This is a genomic window from Streptococcus sp. SO4 (assembly GCF_030440055.1).
Taxonomy (GTDB): domain Bacteria; phylum Bacillota; class Bacilli; order Lactobacillales; family Streptococcaceae; genus Streptococcus; species Streptococcus nidrosiense.
In genome coordinates, this window is the sequence record NZ_JAQFJI010000014.1 from 1 (window position 1) to 16786 (window position 16786).

14 protein-coding genes, 9 tRNA genes and 1 riboswitch are annotated in these 16786 nt (G+C 40.6%); of the genes, 22 read left to right on the plus strand and 1 reads right to left on the minus strand.

The window, feature by feature from the left end:
- Positions 1–53 precede the first annotated feature (53 nt).
- The 9 genes from PCY08_RS08570 (at position 54) to PCY08_RS08610 (ending at position 833) form a co-directional block, all read left to right on the plus strand.
- Positions 54–126: transfer RNA gene (locus tag PCY08_RS08570), tRNA-Val, on the plus strand.
- A gap of 2 nt (positions 127–128) precedes the next feature.
- A tRNA-Asp gene (locus PCY08_RS08575) sits at positions 129–201 on the plus strand.
- Positions 202–225: 24 nt separating this feature from the next.
- Positions 226–298 (plus strand) — tRNA-Lys (locus PCY08_RS08580).
- A gap of 5 nt (positions 299–303) precedes the next feature.
- Positions 304–385: transfer RNA gene (locus PCY08_RS08585), tRNA-Leu, on the plus strand.
- A 12-nt stretch (positions 386–397) separates the two neighbouring features.
- Positions 398–470: transfer RNA gene (locus PCY08_RS08590), tRNA-Thr, on the plus strand.
- Between the two features lie 26 nt (positions 471–496).
- Positions 497–568: transfer RNA gene (locus PCY08_RS08595), tRNA-Gly, on the plus strand.
- Between the two features lie 7 nt (positions 569–575).
- Positions 576–661 (plus strand) — tRNA-Leu (locus tag PCY08_RS08600).
- 8 nt (positions 662–669) lie between these two features.
- A tRNA-Arg gene (locus PCY08_RS08605) sits at positions 670–743 on the plus strand.
- 16 nt (positions 744–759) lie between these two features.
- Positions 760–833, plus strand: a tRNA-Pro gene (locus tag PCY08_RS08610).
- Positions 834–907: 74 nt separating this feature from the next.
- On the opposite strand, the gene PCY08_RS08615 is transcribed toward PCY08_RS08610, so the two are convergent.
- Positions 908–1972, minus strand: coding sequence for an ISL3 family transposase (locus PCY08_RS08615; RefSeq protein ID WP_223140430.1), 1065 nt, complete (start codon positions 1970–1972; stop codon positions 908–910).
- Between the two features lie 306 nt (positions 1973–2278).
- On the opposite strand from PCY08_RS08615, the gene PCY08_RS08620 reads away from it, so the two are divergent.
- The 13 genes from PCY08_RS08620 to PCY08_RS08680 all read left to right on the plus strand — a co-directional run bounded on the left by PCY08_RS08620 (position 2279) and on the right by PCY08_RS08680 (position 16642).
- Positions 2279–3430 (plus strand): iron-containing alcohol dehydrogenase, encoded by a 1152-nt coding sequence (locus tag PCY08_RS08620; RefSeq protein WP_301560064.1) that lies wholly within the window; start codon positions 2279–2281, stop codon positions 3428–3430.
- Between the two features lie 185 nt (positions 3431–3615).
- On the plus strand, positions 3616–4887 hold the full coding sequence (locus PCY08_RS08625) for a glycosyltransferase (protein WP_301560065.1): 1272 nt from the start codon (positions 3616–3618) through the stop codon (positions 4885–4887).
- Positions 4887–5867 carry an NAD(P)-dependent oxidoreductase gene (locus PCY08_RS08630; protein WP_045762793.1) on the plus strand — a complete coding sequence of 327 codons (981 nt, stop codon included), beginning with the start codon at positions 4887–4889 and terminating at the stop codon, positions 5865–5867. Before PCY08_RS08625 ends, PCY08_RS08630 begins: the two co-directional genes overlap by 1 nt.
- Complete coding sequence (locus PCY08_RS08635) at positions 5842–6657, plus strand: MBL fold metallo-hydrolase (RefSeq protein WP_045762784.1); 816 nt, start codon at positions 5842–5844, stop codon at positions 6655–6657. The genes PCY08_RS08630 and PCY08_RS08635 overlap by 26 nt, the downstream gene beginning before the upstream one ends.
- The gene (locus PCY08_RS08640) at positions 6635–7897 is read left to right on the plus strand and encodes a F390 synthetase-related protein (RefSeq protein ID WP_045762783.1); all 1263 of its coding nucleotides are present in this window, start codon (positions 6635–6637) and stop codon (positions 7895–7897) included. Before PCY08_RS08635 ends, PCY08_RS08640 begins: the two co-directional genes overlap by 23 nt.
- 14 nt (positions 7898–7911) lie before the next feature.
- Complete coding sequence (locus tag PCY08_RS08645) at positions 7912–8856, plus strand: 3-oxoacyl-[acyl-carrier-protein] synthase III C-terminal domain-containing protein (protein ID WP_301560066.1); 945 nt, start codon at positions 7912–7914, stop codon at positions 8854–8856.
- Between the two features lie 172 nt (positions 8857–9028).
- Entirely contained in the window at positions 9029–10561 is a 1533-nt protein-coding gene (cls, locus tag PCY08_RS08650; RefSeq protein WP_301560067.1) for a cardiolipin synthase, read from the plus strand.
- A 107-nt stretch (positions 10562–10668) separates the two neighbouring features.
- Positions 10669–10771: riboswitch (TPP riboswitch) on the plus strand.
- 76 nt (positions 10772–10847) lie between these two features.
- Complete coding sequence (locus tag PCY08_RS08655; protein WP_301560068.1) at positions 10848–11138, plus strand: thiamine-binding protein; 291 nt, start codon at positions 10848–10850, stop codon at positions 11136–11138.
- Positions 11101–11859 carry an ABC transporter permease gene (locus PCY08_RS08660; RefSeq protein WP_301560069.1) on the plus strand — a complete coding sequence of 253 codons (759 nt, stop codon included), beginning with the start codon at positions 11101–11103 and terminating at the stop codon, positions 11857–11859. The genes PCY08_RS08655 and PCY08_RS08660 overlap by 38 nt, the downstream gene beginning before the upstream one ends.
- A gap of 34 nt (positions 11860–11893) precedes the next feature.
- Entirely contained in the window at positions 11894–12901 is a 1008-nt protein-coding gene (locus PCY08_RS08665; RefSeq protein WP_301560070.1) for an ABC transporter substrate-binding protein, read from the plus strand.
- A complete protein-coding gene (locus PCY08_RS08670) occupies positions 12901–13629 on the plus strand; it encodes an ABC transporter ATP-binding protein (RefSeq protein WP_301560071.1) in 729 nt (242 codons plus the stop codon). Before PCY08_RS08665 ends, PCY08_RS08670 begins: the two co-directional genes overlap by 1 nt.
- Before the next feature lie 115 nt (positions 13630–13744).
- A complete protein-coding gene (locus PCY08_RS08675; protein WP_001237459.1) occupies positions 13745–14203 on the plus strand; it encodes a CtsR family transcriptional regulator in 459 nt (152 codons plus the stop codon).
- Between the two features lie 6 nt (positions 14204–14209).
- On the plus strand, positions 14210–16642 hold the full coding sequence (locus tag PCY08_RS08680; RefSeq protein WP_301560072.1) for an ATP-dependent Clp protease ATP-binding subunit: 2433 nt from the start codon (positions 14210–14212) through the stop codon (positions 16640–16642).
- Positions 16643–16786: the final 144 nt, after the last annotated feature.

Consider the following 16786-nt stretch of genomic DNA (forward strand, 5'->3'; position numbering starts at 1 on the left):
CCGGAAGTAGTTGGGGGTTGCCCCCTGTGAGATAAGGAAGTCGCTTAGCTAAAGGGAGTTTAGCTCAGCTGGGAGAGCATCTGCCTTACAAGCAGAGGGTCAGCGGTTCGATCCCGTTAACTCCCATAGGTCCCGTAGTGTAGCGGTTATCACGTCGCCCTGTCACGGCGAAGATCGCGGGTTCGATTCCCGTCGGGACCGTTTAAGATAACGGAAGTTATTTTAGACTCGTTAGCTCAGTTGGTAGAGCAATTGACTTTTAATCAATGGGTCACTGGTTCGAGCCCAGTACGGGTCATCATTGCGGGTTTGGCGGAATTGGCAGACGCACCAGATTTAGGATCTGGCGCTTAACGGCGTGGGGGTTCAAGTCCCTTAACCCGCATAATAGAAATAAGCCGGCTTAGCTCAGTTGGTAGAGCATCTGATTTGTAATCAGAGGGTCGCGTGTTCAAGTCATGTAGCCGGCATTTTTTAATATAACCAAGAGGTCGATGCGAACGTAGTTCAGTGGTAGAACACCACCTTGCCAAGGTGGGGGTCGCGGGTTCGAATCCCGTCGTTCGCTTAGAGAGGCCGGGGTGGCGGAACTGGCAGACGCACAGGACTTAAAATCCTGCGATTGGTAACGATCGTACCGGTTCGATCCCGGTCCTCGGCATATAATGAGCACCCTTAGCTCAACTGGATAGAGTACCTGACTACGAATCAGGCGGTTAGAGGTTCGACTCCTCTAGGGTGCATTTTTTCTATTTAACTCGGGAAGTAGCTCAGCTTGGTAGAGTACTTGGTTTGGGACCAAGGTGTCGCAGGTTCGAATCCTGTCTTCCCGATTGATATTACAGAGTAAGAACACTGGTTGTTCTTTTTTTAGGCTCTCTGTCAACTGTAGTGGGTTGATGAAAAGTTATAACCTGGAGAGGACCAACATGGTTCTCTCCTTTTTTATGTTCAAAGCAATGAGGATTCTGGTTTTAAAGTTTTCAAAGTTCCGGAAGCCAAAAGCATTTCGTTTGATAAGTTTGATGAGATTATAGTGGTGTTTCAACTTTTCTGAATAGCTCAAAAGCTTGTCTAGAATCTCTTTATTCGTTAAGTGCATGCGAAAAGTAGGGTGATAAAATCGTTTATCGCTGAGTTTACGACTATCTTGTTGGATGAGTTTCCAATACCGCTTGATAGCCTTGTATTCATGAGATTTTCGATCAAATTGATTTATGATTTGGACACGAACCCGACTCATAGCTCGGCTAAGATGTTGAACAATGTGAAAACGATCCAAAACGATTTTAGCACACGGAAAAAGTTGTCTAGCTAAGTCATAGTAAGGGCTAAACATATCCATAGTAATGATTTTCACCTGATAGCGAACAGCTCTATCGTAGCGAAGAAAGTGATTGCGGATGATAGCTTGTGTTCTTCCTTCAAGAAGGGTGATGATATTGAGCTTGTCAAAATCTTGTGCAATAAAGCTCATCTTTCCCTTGGTAAAGGCATACTCATCCCAAGACATAATCTCTGGAAGACGAGAAAAATCATGCTTAAAGTGAAAGTCATTGAGCTTACGAATAACAGTTGAAGTTGAAATGGATAGCTGATGGGCAATATCAGTCATAGAAGTCTTTTCAATCAACTTTTGAGCAATCTTTTGGTTGATAATACGAGGAATTTGGTGTTTTTTCTTGACGAGAGAGGTCTCAGCGACAGCCATTTTCGAGCAATGATAGCACTTGAATCGACTCTTTCTAAGGCGAATTCTAGTAGGCATGCCCGTCGTTTCAAGGTAAGGAATCTTAGACAGTTTTTGAAAATCATATTTCTTCATTTGATTTCCACAATCAGGGCAAGACGGGGCGTCATAGTCCAGTTTAGCGATGATTTCCTTGTGTGTATCCATATTGACGATATCTAGAAACTTGATGTTAGGGTCTTTGATATCAAGGAGTTTTGTGATAAAATGTAATTGTTCCATATGAATCTTTCTAATGAGTTGTTTTGTCGCTTTTCATTATAGGTCATATGAGGCTTTTTTTCTACAACAAAATAGGCTCCATAATTCCTACGGTGGTTTTACCCATTACAGAAATTATAGAGCCATTTTTTTTCAATAAAATAATCCATCTCAAATTTGTCTGGTTATCTGTTCCTTATGAAATTTTATTAAAATATTTTTTCAATCTCCTATTTGTTAAAAAAATCACAAATATTTGAAAATACAGAAAATATATTATACAATTAACCTAAATATATAGCGTGAAAAGCGCAAGGAGGATAAAATATGGCAACATTTTACGTTCCAGCAGTTAACCTTATTGGTAAAGGTGTGATAAATGAAGTTGGGCCTTATGTTAAGGAGTTGGGTTATAGTAAGGCTCTTTTGGTGACAGATAAGTTTATCGAATCAAGTGATATCTTGCCAAAAATTTTAAAACCTTTAGATGATGAAGGAATTGCTTACGTTATCTTTAGTGATGTTGAACCGAACCCTACTTGTAAAAATGTTATGGATGGGGTTGCTGCATTGAAAGAGCACAACTGTGACTTTATCATCTCGGTCGGTGGTGGCTCTCCACAGGATGCAGCTAGCTGTATTTCTGTAATCGCGACGAATGGTGGTAAACCGCAGGATTATGAAGGTTTGCATAAGTCTGCTCAAAAAGGTCTTCCAGTTGTCGCTATCAATACTACTGCAGGTACATCAGCAGAAATTACCATTAACTACGTTATCACTGATGAAGAACGTAAGGTTAAAATGGTAATGGTTGATAAGAACAGTCTTGCTCTTATCTCTGTTAATGACCCTGAATTGATGGTTTCAAAACCTCAAGCTTTGACTGCTGCTACTGGTATGGATGCTCTTACTCATGCTGTTGAAGCTTTGGTAACACCAGGTGCTTATGATGTGACTAAGAAACTCTCTATCGGAGCTATCGAGCTGATCAAAGAATATCTTCCACGTGCAGTAGAAAACGGACACGACATCGAAGCTCGTGAAGGTATGGTTAATGCTATCTTCCTTGGAGGAATGAGCTTTAACAATGCTGGACTCGGCTATGTTCACTCAATGGCTCACCAATTGGGTGCTGTCTATAACTTGCCTCATGGCGTTTGCTGTGCTATGCTTTTGCCAGTCGTTGAGCGTGAAAATGCCAAACGTGTACCTGTAGCCTTCCGTAATGTTGCTAAGGCCTTGGGTATGCAAATCGAAGGAAAATCAGATGAAGAATGTGCTGCTTATGCTATTTCTGAAATTGAAAAACTTTCTGAAACTGTCGGTATTCCTAAGAAATTGACAGAACTTGGTATCGAAGAAAAAGACTTTGACTTTGAATACCTTTCTAAGAATGCCTTGATTGATGCTTGTGCACCAGGTAATCCATTCATGCCAACTTTGGAAGAAACCATTGCTTTCTATAAGGAATTGTTCTAAGCAAAGCTACTTTTGAATTTTTTTAGGGATAGTAAATTTAAGATTCTTACATTATGAATTCCTCCCGAAAATTTAAATAATGTATTAGGAAATCAAATACTATTCCTATGATTTAAAACCAATAATATTTAAGAAGAACTATCCTTGTGATAGTTCTTTTTTGGAAAATTTGATATGCTAGGATTATGAAGAAAATCAAAATCGATGTTGTGATTGTTCCTTTAAGTGGACATTTGTATCCAACTATGAATTTATTACTACCTCTATTAGACAATCCTCAGTATGAGATTCGTTTATTTACAGGTCCCCAGAAAAAGGCTGTTGCAGAGGCGGTTGGTTTTCAAGTTCTTCCCATTTTAGAAGGACACGTAAAGGAATTTGAAAAAGCTGCCAACAATAAGGAGCAGTTAGGAATTATTTCAGCCTATCGGCAGTTGTCTGCTAGTCTTGATTTGGTAAACCTAGTTTCGGACCAATTAATCCAAGAATGGACAAATCATCGTCCGGATATTGTCATAGTAGACTTTATCACACTATCCGGTGGACTTGTAGCTGAGCAGATGGGGATCCCGTGGATAACAACTATGGCGACCCAGTTTGCGATTGAAACAACTGATGGACCACCTTGTTTCTTTGGGGGAATGGGGACTCCCCAGAATTGCTGGCAGGTTTTAGCGCAGTTTCTTGGGAGAAAAACAACTCGTTTGGGAAAACGGATAGTATCTTTATTATTACGAGACCGCTTAAGGCGTTATCATTTTAAACTTTACAATCAGAAAGGCCAAGAAACTATTTATTCTCCCTATTCTATCTTAGGTATTGGGATGAAAGAAGTGGAGTTGAAGAAAGGATTTCCAGAGCACTATCGCTGGGTAGGACCTTTTGGCGCTTCAGTTGAGGCTGGAGAGGATTATCCATTAGATTTGTCGGTTTTCCCTAATCGAAAAAAGGTTTTGGTAACTTGTGGGACACAACTGGCATGGGCCAAAGATAATCTAATCTTTCAAGCGAAGCAACTAGCCAAAGCGCATCCTGATTTTCACTTTTTTGTGACTCGTGGAGTTGGTGGAGAACCTTTTCAGTGTGAGAATCTGATGGAGAATTTGTCCCTTGTTTCTTATCTTCCTTACAAAGAATACATTCCTCAGATGGATTATGTGATTCATCATGGTGGAGCTGGAATTTTTTATCAGTGTATCATTTATGGTAAACCAGCTTTGATTTTGCCTCATGACTACGACCAATATGATTATGCTGTTCGTGGTGTGGAAGCGGGTGTTGCTTTCACAGCTAAAAGAGATAATAGCCAGGAGATTGGGCAGGCATTTGAAAAATTAATTGCTAAAGAAGATTGGTCAGAATTAGAAATTTTACGCCAGGCTGCACAATCCTATCATCCAACAGAAATTTTGGAAAGCGAAATCCACCGTCTGTTAGCAGATAAGGAGAAAGAATGATGAAAAAAGTATTAGTTACAGGAGCCACTGGTTTCTTGGGTAAATATGTAGTAGAAGAACTAGTAGAACATGGTTATCAAGTGCGAGCTTTTGGTAGAAACAGTCAGGTAGGGCAATCCTTGGAAGACTCTTCTGTCAGTTTTTTTCAGGGGGATTTGACAAAGGAAGAAGATTTATTAGAGGCTTGTCAAGGGATGGACATGGTTGTTCATGCTGGGGCTCTTTCAACTATTTGGGGGCCATGGGAAGATTTTTATCAGACCAATGTTTTAGGAACTAAATATGTTCTCGAAGCTTGTCGTCGAGTAGGTATGCAGCGTTTAGTCTATGTTTCCTCACCAAGCATCTATGCTGCTCCAAAAGATCAACTAGGAATCAAAGAAAGTGCTGCTCCAGAGGAAAATAATCTCAATAACTATATACGTAGTAAATTGGCTTCGGAGAGACTCTTTAAGGATTATCCAGATGTTCCTAGTATTATCTTGAGGCCTCGGGGACTGTTTGGGATTGGAGATACCAGCATCTTGCCACGGGTGATCAATCTTAGTCAAAAAATTGGCATTCCTTTAATTGGAGATGAGCGTCAGCTCATGGACATGACTTGCGTGGAAAATGTTGCTCTCGCAATTCGTTTAGCCTTAGAAGCCCCAGAAGCAAAAGGTGAGGTCTATAACATTACTAATGGCGAACCGAGGGCTTTTAGGGATTTGCTAGAGGAAAGTTTGAAAGGTTTGGGTTACCCAATCAAATATAGAAAAATTCCAGCATCTCTCTTATCAGGAATTGCAAGTAGTTTAGAATTTCTATACAAGACCTTGAACCTTAAAGGGGAGCCGCCTCTAACACGATATACCTATTACTTGCTTCGCTATAGTCAAACACTGGATATTAGCAAGGCTAAGAGGGAATTGGGGTATCATCCGAAAATTAGTATTTCAGAAGGGATTGAACAATATGTCCAAGATTATCGAAAGCATTGAGTATTTCCCAGCGGGATATTGTACGAGTTATGCCGGTTTGCTTTTTAAGGGTGTCAAGAATAGAAAGATGACTTTCCCAGCAGGCGTCTTTTTGATCAAACATAGGGATAAGGGCTATGTGCTTTATGATACTGGCTATCACTACAATATTAAGACAAAACTAAGATATGCTTTATATCGCTTGGGGACGCCCGTTCAAATGACAGAGCAGGATCAGATTTCGCATTTGCTGAAGGCTAAAGGAATTAAACCAGAAGAAATTAATTATGTCCTGCTGTCTCATCTACATCCAGATCATTTAGGAGGGGCTGGCTTCTTTCTGAATGCAACCTTTATTCTAACCCAGGAAGTGTATGATGTTTACAAGAAACCCAAACTAAAAGATTTAATTTTTAAAGAATTTTTGCCGAGTACTTTTGAGGAAAGATTGACTATCATTAAGGCAGATCAGCAAAACTCCAACTTCAATTATCGTTCCACCAATGATCTTTTTGGAGACGGGAGTATCCTTGTCTCATCTATTGATGGGCATGCAAAGGGCCAAGCCTGTCTCTTTATGCCAGATTATCGTCTCTTTATCGCAGCGGACCTTTGTTGGGGAATTGACCTTTTACCTTACACCAAACAGATGCATCTGATTCCTTCCTTGGTGCAAGATAGTAAGGCTGACTATATCAAAGGAACAGAGCTACTGGAAGAGGTGTTAAAGGATGGTATAGAAGTGCTTGTCAGCCATGACCCTATAGAAAGGATTGAGCGGATTTTGTATGAAAAAAATAACCTTTCTTAAAACTTTTATCCAAACTCGTTGGCTTCATAACTTTAAATCTCGAGAAGCCTTAGAAAGCTATCAGAAAAAGCAACTAGATGTCTATATGGAATTTCTAAAACATGAGTCACCTTATTTTAAAAATGGTGTACCCAGTGATTTTGATCATATGGATAAAGCATTTATGATGACGCATTTCAATGAGCTTAATACTCAAGGTGTGGATAGAGATGAGGCCTTGGCTTTGGCTATCGAAAGTGAAAAGACCAGAAATTTTACAGAGCTCAAGGGAGAAATAGCTGTTGGGTTGTCTTCTGGAACATCTGGACACCGGGGGCTTTTTATCACAACTGAAAAAGAGCGCAGTATGTGGGCAGCAGCTATCTTGGCAAAGATGTTGCCCAAAGGTCACCTTTTTGGACATCGTATAGCCTTTTTTTTGAGAGCTGATAATGAATTGTATCAGACCATCAATACGGCGCTCATTCGTTTAGAGTACTTTGATATTTTCAAGAATACAGATGAGCATATCGAGCGTCTCAATAATTATCAACCGACCATTGTGGTGGCACCTGCTTCTATGTTGATTGAATTGAGCAAACGTCTAAAAGCTGGGGAGTTAGTCATTCACCCACAAAAAATCGTTTCAGTAGCTGAAATCTTGGAAGATAGTGACAGAGAACGGATTTCTGCGGCTTTTGCACTACCAGTTATTGACCAGGTCTATCAAGCAACAGAAGGTTTTCTAGCTTGTACTTGTTCGGCTGGGAATCTGCATCTTAATGAAGACATCATCTTTGTGGAAAAGCACTACCTGGATGGCCGTCGTTTTTATCCAGTCATTACTGACTTTAAGCGGAGCAGTCAGCCTGTTTATCGCTATCAGCTCAACGATATCTTGGTTGAAAATCCTGAACCTTGTTCATGTGGATCTCATTACACAAGGATTGACAAGGTCGAAGGACGTTCTGATGATATCTTCTACTTTGAAGGACTGGATGGAGGTCAGGTAACGATTTATCCAGACTTCATCAGGCGTTGTATTCTCTTTGTGGAGAATGTTGGAGATTACCAAGTCAAACAACATTCTGAGGAGTTAGTGGAGGTTTGTCTGAGTCGAAGGGATGAGCAAGTAGAAACAGCCATCACAGAGCAGTTCCGACTCTTGGCTCAACAAAAAGAGTTTAAAGAACCTGAAATTCGATTTTCAGATTATCACTGGGATACAAGTCGTAAACTCAAACGTATCCAACGTTTATGAAAGGACAAAAGATTATGACAGAAGTAAAAAGACATGTAGAAATTGCAGGCTATGGAGTTTGCCTTCCCAAAAACGCAGTGCAATTTAAAGACCAAACCCGTTACCGTGTCGTAGAAAATGAAGAAACACAGCTAGATTTGGCAGAAGCGGCTATCCAACGTGCACTTGAAAATGCAAATTTGAATATTAAAGATATTGATTGCCTTGTATCAGCTAGCGCGGTAGGTGTTCAGCCTATTCCGTGTACAGCTGCTTTGATTCATGAGCGCGTGGCAAAAGGGCTCTCTATACCAGCTATGGATATCAACACGACTTGTACAAGTTTCATCTCTGCTCTATCGACGATGTCATATTTGATTGAAGCTGGAGAATACAAACGTGTTTTGATTGTATCTAGTGAAGTTGGTAGCTCGGGTCTCAATCCAAAGCAAAAAGAAAGTTATGAACTCTTTGGTGATGGGGCGGCAGCCTTTATTTTTCAAGCAAGTGACAAGGATAAGGGAGTGATAGCAAGTCTTCAACGCACTTGGTCAGAAGGAGCTCACGATACTGAAATCCGTGGAGGTCTGACTTCTTATCAACCAAAAGAGTACTCTGAAGAAACGAAGACCAATTTCATGTTTGATATGAAAGGGAAGAAAATCCTCTTGCTTTCTGCTCGTGTCATTCCAGAAATGTTTCAAGAATTCCAAGAGAAATCAGGTATTTCTAAAGATGCTGTAGACTATATTATTCCCCACCAAGCTAGCCGAGCATTACCACTTGTTATGGATAAACTAGGAGTTAGCAAAGACAAGTATCTCAATATTGTCAGTGAGTATGGGAATATGGTGTCCGTTGCTGTACCTTTTGGCTTGGCCTATGCACTCGATCATGGCTATGTGAAGGAAGGAGATACCATCTTCTTGATGGGAACTGCAGCTGGTATGACGGTCAATATGTTGGCTTTGAAATTGTAATATGAGAGCAGGCACATGTAAGTTGCCTGCTTTTTAAATTGATTTTATAGTTAGAACTATCGGCCTAAACAGAAAAGACTTGCTAAGTTCTCCTAAACTAAGTATACTAGACAGTAACAGGCGTTTTTTAGACGGTATATTAGGGAGTATACTTAGAAATTGAGAGGGAGTTATGGGAACTAGAAAATTTCGACTATTGATGTCCAAGTATGGTTTTAGCATTGCGATTATTCTGATAGAATTATTTGTAGTTTTTGCAGTCATTCTTTACATGAGCCAGATTGCTCCTCTTGTTTGGGTTGCTCTTGTATTTCTGGTCAGCGTGGCAACTGTTTTAGCCATTGTCAATCGTTCCATGTCTCCTGAAAGCAAAGTGACGTGGTTGATTGTTACTTTTGTCCCTGTTTTTGGTCCCTTGCTTTATATCATGTTTGGTGAGCGTCGGTTATCAAAAAAGGAATTTAAACAATTACAGGAACTTCGTTCTATCACATCTCATGAAAAGCGCGAACATAGTCTTCATCAAGACATACAGAAAACTGATAAATCTGCCTACGGGATTATCAATGCCTTATTGCATATGGACAGTAATGCAGAAGTTTATGATCAGACAGACTCACAATTCTTTTCAAATGGTGAGGAAATGTGGCAGCAGATGCTGGAGGATTTGAAGAGGGCTGAAAAATTTATTTTTCTAGAATACTACATTGTCGAAAAGGGGTTAATGTGGGATAGCATGCTTGAGATTCTGGAAGAAAAGGCAGCTCAGGGAGTTGAGGTCAAGATGCTCTACGACGATATTGGTTGTATGGTGACCTTGCCGGGAGATTATACGGTTTATTTGCGGTCTAAAGGGATCGATGCCCATAAGTTTAATAAGGTGATTCCTCGTATGACGGTGGCCTATAATAACCGTGACCACCGAAAAATATTAGTCATTGATGGGCAAATTTCCTATACTGGCGGGATTAATCTTGCAGACGAATACATCAATCAGATTGAACGTTTTGGACATTGGAAAGATAGTGGGATTCGGATAGATGGTCCGGCGACTCAAGCCTTTACAAGACTATTTCTCATGAACTGGTACATCAACCGTGGAGAAATCAGTGATTTTGATCAGTATCATTTGGAAAATCAGACACGACCAGGTGGCGGTCTATGTATCCCATATGGAAGTGGACCCAAGCCTATCTATAGAATGAAGGTGGGTAAAATTGTCTATCAAAACCTGATTAATCAAGCGGAAGATTTTGTCTATATCACCACGCCTTATCTCATTATTGATTATGATTTGACAGAGGATATCAAAAATGCGGCTATGCGAGGCGTAGATGTGAGAATTATAACTCCATTTATCCCAGATAAAAAGCTCATCCAGTTAGTAACTCGAGGGTCTTATCCTAATCTTTTGTCTGCTGGTGTACGTATCTACGAGTATACTCCTGGTTTTATCCATAGTAAGCAAATGATTGTTGATGATCGATTTGCGGTTGTTGGAACCATAAATCTTGATTATCGAAGCTTGGTTCACCACTATGAAAATGCAGTTTTATTGTACGAAACACCATCGATTGTAGATATTCGTAAGGACTTTGAAGAGATTTTTGAAGTATCACAAGAAATTTTTCCTGGAACAATCAAGCCTACTTGGTATCAAACATTAATCAAAGAAGTAGCTCAGTTATTCGCCCCTATGCTTTAATCGAAAGAGCTAGTTCATCTGTATAATTAGAGAAAGAGAAGTTTTGCCGTCTCTTTTTCTGTAAGCAGTTTCCTTGACATCTTGTTTATTTTGCGTTATCATATGTCCATATAATATATGGGAGTCTGTGTACAGTCTGAGAGGAAGTGTTAAACTTCGACCGCACCTGATCTGGGTAATGCCAGCGTAGGGAACGAATACTTGGCCTAATTTTGCACCTTTTTCATATATGAAAGAGGTTTTTCTTTTTTTACAAAGAAAAACTGTAACTTAGTAGGAGGTTTTAATGAAAGCAAGCATTGCTTTACAAGTCTTACCCCTGTCACAAGGGATTGACCGCATAGCCCTTATTGATCAAGTCATTGCTTATCTGCAAGCTCAAGGAGTGTCCATGGTAGTGACATCCTTTGAAACGGTCTTAGAGGGAGACTTTGATCAACTTATGCGCATTCTAAAAGAAGCGCTAGAAGTGGCAGGTCAAGGGATAGATAATGTTTTTGCCAATGTGAAAATAAATATAGGAGAGATTTTAAGCATCGATGAGAAACTTGAAAAGTATAATGAGACGGCATATTAGTCTGCTAGGATTTTTGGGTGTCTTATCTCTTTGGCAGGTGGCAGGTTTCTTAAAACTTCTACCAAAGTTTATCTTGCCGACACCACTTGAAATCCTCCATTCTTTTGTTCGTGATAGAGAATTTCTCTGGTACCATAGCTGGGCAACCTTGAAAGTAGCCTTGTTAGGTTTGGTCTTGGGTGTTTTAATAGCCTGTATCATGGCTGTCCTTATGGATAGTCTGGGCTGGCTCAATGATCTGATTTACCCCATGATGGTAGTTGTTCAGACCATTCCGACAATTGCTATAGCCCCTATACTGGTCTTGTGGCTAGGTTACGGAATCTTGCCCAAGATTGTCTTGATTATCTTGACGACAACTTTCCCGATCATTGTCAGTATATTGGACGGTTTTAGGCATTGTGATAAGGATATGCTGACCTTATTTAGTCTGATGCGAGCCAATCCTTGGCAAATCCTTTGGCATTTTAAAATCCCTGTCAGTCTGCCCTACTTTTATGCAGGACTCAGGGTTAGTGTCTCCTACGCCTTTATCACAACAGTGGTATCTGAGTGGTTGGGAGGCTTTGAAGGCCTAGGTGTCTACATGATTCAGTCCAAGAAACTGTTTCAGTATGATACCATGTTTGCCATTATTATTCTGGTATCGCTGATCAGCCTTTTGGGTATGAAGTTGGTTGATATTAGTGAAAAATATGTGATTAAATGGAAACGTACTTAAAGAGCGTTTTGGAAAAAGAAAAGAGGAAATAAAAATGAAGAAAACATGGAAAGTGTTTTTTACGATTGTAACAGCTTTTGTAGCTATTTTGCTTGTGGCCTGCGGCCAAGGAACTGCTTCTAAGGATAACAAAGAAGCAGAACTCAAAAAAATTGATTTTATCCTAGACTGGACACCAAATACCAACCATACAGGGCTTTATGTAGCTAAAGAAAAAGGTTACTTCAAGGAAGCTGGAGTGGACGTGGACTTGAAATTGCCACCAGAAGAAAGCTCATCTGACTTGGTTATCAATGGTAAGGCACCATTTGCAGTGTATTTCCAAGACTACATGGCTAAGAAATTGGAAAAAGGGGCAGGCATTACAGCCGTTGCAGCGATTGTAGAACATAATACATCAGGAATTATCTCTCGTAAGTCTGATAATATCAATAGTCCTAAAGACTTAGTTGGTAAGAAATACGGAACCTGGAATGACCCGACTGAGCTTGCTATGTTGAAAACCTTGGTAGAATCTCAAGGTGGAGACTTCGAGAAGGTTGAAAAAGTACCAAATAACGACTCAAACTCTATCACACCGATTGCCAACGGCGTTTTTGACTCTGCTTGGATTTATTATGGTTGGGATGGAATTCTAGCCAAATCTCAAGGTGTGGATGCAAACTTTATGTATTTGAAAGACTATGTCAAAGAGTTTGACTACTACTCACCAGTTATCATTGCAAACAACGATTATCTGAAAGACAACAAAGAAGAAGCTCGCAAAGTCATCCAAGCCATCAAAAAAGGCTACCAATACGCTATGGAGCACCCAGAAGAAGCTGCAGATATCCTCATCAAAAATGCACCTGAACTCAAAGATAAACGTGACTTTGTAATCGAATCTCAGAAATACTTATCAAAAGAATACGCAAGCGACAAGGACAAATGGGGACAATTTGATGCTGACCGTTGGAATGCCTTCTACAAATGGGATAAGGAAAATGGAATCCTCAAGGAAGACTTGACTGATAAAGGATTTACCAACGAATTTGTAAAATAATGACAGAAATTAGACTAGAACACGTAAGCTATACCTACGATGATGAGAAGATTTTAGAAGATATTAACCTACAAGTGACTTCAGGTGAAGTGGTTTCTATCCTAGGGCCCAGTGGTGTAGGAAAGACCACTCTCTTTAACCTGATTGCAGGGATTTTAGAAGTCCAGTCGGGGCGAATCATTCTTGACGGTGAGGAAAATCCCAAGGGGCGCGTGAGCTATATGCTACAAAAGGATCTACTTTTGGAACACAAGACCGTTCTTGGCAATATCATCCTGCCCCTCTTGATTCAAAAGGTCGATAAGGAGGAAGCCATTGCCCGTGCAGACGAAATCCTTGCTACCTTTCAGTTGACGGCTGTACGGGATAAGTATCCTCATGAGCTTAGTGGTGGGATGCGCCAGCGTGTGGCCTTACTCCGCACTTACCTTTTTGGGCACAAGCTCTTTCTTTTAGATGAGGCCTTTAGTGCCTTGGATGAGATGACCAAAATGGAACTTCATGCCTGGTATCTTGATATTCATAAACAGTTAGGCCTGACGACACTCATCATTACGCATAGTATAGAGGAAGCCCTTAACCTTAGCGACCGTATCTATATCTTGAAAAATCGCCCTGGGCAGATTGTTGCTGAAATTAAACTAGATTGGTCTGAAACTGAGGACAAGGAAGTCCAAAAAATTGCCTATAAACGACAGATATTAGCGGAATTGGGCTTAAATAATTAGAAAGATAGGGAGTTGGTGAGGATTATTCATTACCAGCCCCTTTTTCTTTTAAAAATGAAAAAATTTCGGTATAATAGTCAAAGATAGTCAAGGTTTAAAGAGAGGTGGGTTTGTTATGAGACTTAAAAATACATCAGATCATATTGAGGCCTACATCAAGGCAATTTTAGATCAATCTGGTATTGTGGAGTTGCAACGGAGTCAGTTGGCAGATACTTTCCAGGTTGTTCCTAGTCAGATTAACTATGTGATTAAGACTCGTTTTACAGAAAGCAGGGGATACTTGGTTGAAAGTAAGCGTGGTGGTGGTGGCTACATTCGAATAGGACGGATTGAATTCTCAAACCACCATGAAATGCTCCGCGATTTACTGTATTCGGTGGGCGAAGAAGTCAGCCTAGTTATCTTTGAAGATGTTTTAAGACTCTTGTTTGAACAGGATTTAGTGACTCGTCAGGAGATGAATCTATTACTAGCAATGGCGACAGACCGAGTTCTAGGTGAGGATGCCAATCTTATCCGTGCCAATATGCTCCGACAGTTATTACAAGAGGTAGATAGAAAAGGAAAATAGAACTAAATGAAATATTCAAAAGCATTGAAAGAATGTATAGACAGTGCCTTTCTGGTCGCAAGTCATTTTGGAGCAGAATACCTAGAGTCTTGGCACCTATTGATTGCTATGGCCAATCATAGTTATAGTGTAGCTGGGGCAACTTTAAACGAATTTCCATATGAGATTGATCGTCTGGAGGAAGTTGCTGTAGAGCTGACTGAAACAAAGTATAGCGATAAGGAAAATTATCAGGAGTTGCCTTTTTCACACCGTTTGAAGGTATTGTTGTTGGAAGCAGAGCATGTAGCTTCTGTTGTGCATGCCAAGGTTTTAGGAACAGAGCACGTGCTTTATGCTATCTTACATGATGGCAATGCCTTGGCTACTCGTATTCTAGAAAAAGCGGGATTTTCTTACGAAGATCAGAAGGATCAGGTCAAGATTGCTGGACTTCGTCGTAGTCTTGAAGCGCGTGCTGGTTGGACTAGAGATGATTTGAAGGCCCTTCGTCAACGCCATCGTACGGTAGCGGACAAGCAAAATTCTATGGCTAATATGATGGGCATGCCTCAGACACCAAGTGGAGGTTTGGAAGATTATACGCATGATCTTACAGAGCAAGCTCGCTCAGGTAAATTGGAACCAGTCATCGGGCGTGACCAAGAAATCTCTCGTATGATTCAAATCTTGAGCCGTAAGACAAAAAATAATCCAGTCCTAGTTGGAGATGCAGGTGTCGGTAAAACAGCTCTAGCACTTGGTCTTGCGCAACGTATTGCCAACGGGGATGTACCTGATGAAATGGCTAAGATGCGAGTTCTAGAGCTTGATTTGATGAATGTGGTTGCGGGAACTCGTTTCCGTGGTGACTTTGAAGAACGTATGAACAATATCATCAAAGATATCGAGGAAGATGGCAAGGTCATCCTCTTTATCGATGAGCTTCATACCATTATGGGTTCAGGAAGTGGGATTGATTCGACCTTGGATGCAGCCAATATCCTGAAACCTGCCTTGGCACGTGGAACTCTGAGAACTGTCGGTGCGACTACTCAGGAAGAGTATCAAAAGCACATCGAAAAAGACGCAGCCCTTTCTCGTCGTTTTGCTAAAGTGATGATTGAGGAGCCAAGTTTAGCAGATAGTATGGCTATTTTGCAGGGCTTGAAAGCAACTTATGAGAAACACCACCATGTCCAAATTACAGACAATGCAGTCGAAATAGCTGTCAAAATGGCACATCGTTATTTGACGAGTCGTCATTTGCCAGACTCAGCAATTGATCTCTTGGATGAAGCGGCAGCAACAGTGCAAAATAAATCGAAACACGCTAAACAAGAGGAGTCAGGTTTAACACCAGCTGATAAGGCCTTGATGGATGGCAAATGGAAGCAAGCAGCTCAACTCATTGCAAAAGAACAGGAAGTACCTGTTTATAAAGATGTAGTAGAAGAATCTGATATTTTGACCACCTTGAGTCGCTTATCAGGAATTCCTGTTCAAAAATTAACCCAAACGGACGCCAAGAAGTATCTCAACCTTGAAGCTGAACTGCATAAACGTGTGATCGGACAGGAACAGGCTGTATCTAGTATCAGTCGTGCTATTCGCCGTAATCAATCTGGTATTCGTAGCCATAAACGTCCAATCGGATCCTTTATGTTCCTAGGACCAACAGGTGTCGGTAAGACCGAATTGGCCAAGGCCTTGGCAGAAGTCCTCTTTGATGACGAATCAGCCCTTATCCGTTTTGACATGAGTGAGTATATGGAGAAATTCGCAGCCAGCCGTCTCAACGGAGCTCCTCCAGGTTATGTAGGCTACGAAGAAGGTGGAGAGTTGACCGAGAAGGTTCGCAATAAACCATATTCAGTCTTGCTCTTTGATGAGGTAGAAAAGGCGCACCCAGACATCTTTAATGTGCTCTTACAGGTTTTGGATGATGGTGTCTTGACGGACAGTAAAGGTCGCAAGGTTGACTTCTCTAATACCATTATCATCATGACGTCAAACCTTGGTGCGACAGCCCTTCGTGATGACAAGACAGTTGGTTTTGGAGCTAAGGATATTCGTTTTGATCAAGAAAATATGGAAAAACGGATGTTTGAGGAGCTGAAAAAGGCTTATCGTCCAGAGTTTATTAACCGTATTGATGAGAAGGTAGTCTTCCATAGCTTGTCAAGTCAAGATATGCAAGAAGTAGTTAAGATTATGGTCAAACCATTGATTGCTAGTCTTGCAGAAAAAGGAATTGACTTGAAACTCCAAGCATCTGCCCTTAAACTTCTAGCTCAGCAAGGCTATGATCCAGAGATGGGGGCTCGTCCACTACGCAGAACTTTGCAAACAGAAGTAGAAGACAAACTAGCAGAACTTCTCCTTAAAGGTGAATTAGAAGCTGGCAAGACTCTGAAAATTGGTGTTAAAGCTGGTCAATTAAAATTTGAGATTGTTTAAAAATGTGAGGTTGGAACAGATTGTTTCAGCCTCTTTTTTGAAAAGTTGTTGCCCAAATAGCTACTTGGATTGTGCATTTATTTTAAGGTTTTCAAAACAGAATTCTCCTGATCTGGTTTTGCATATCAAGTAAAAAATCTTATA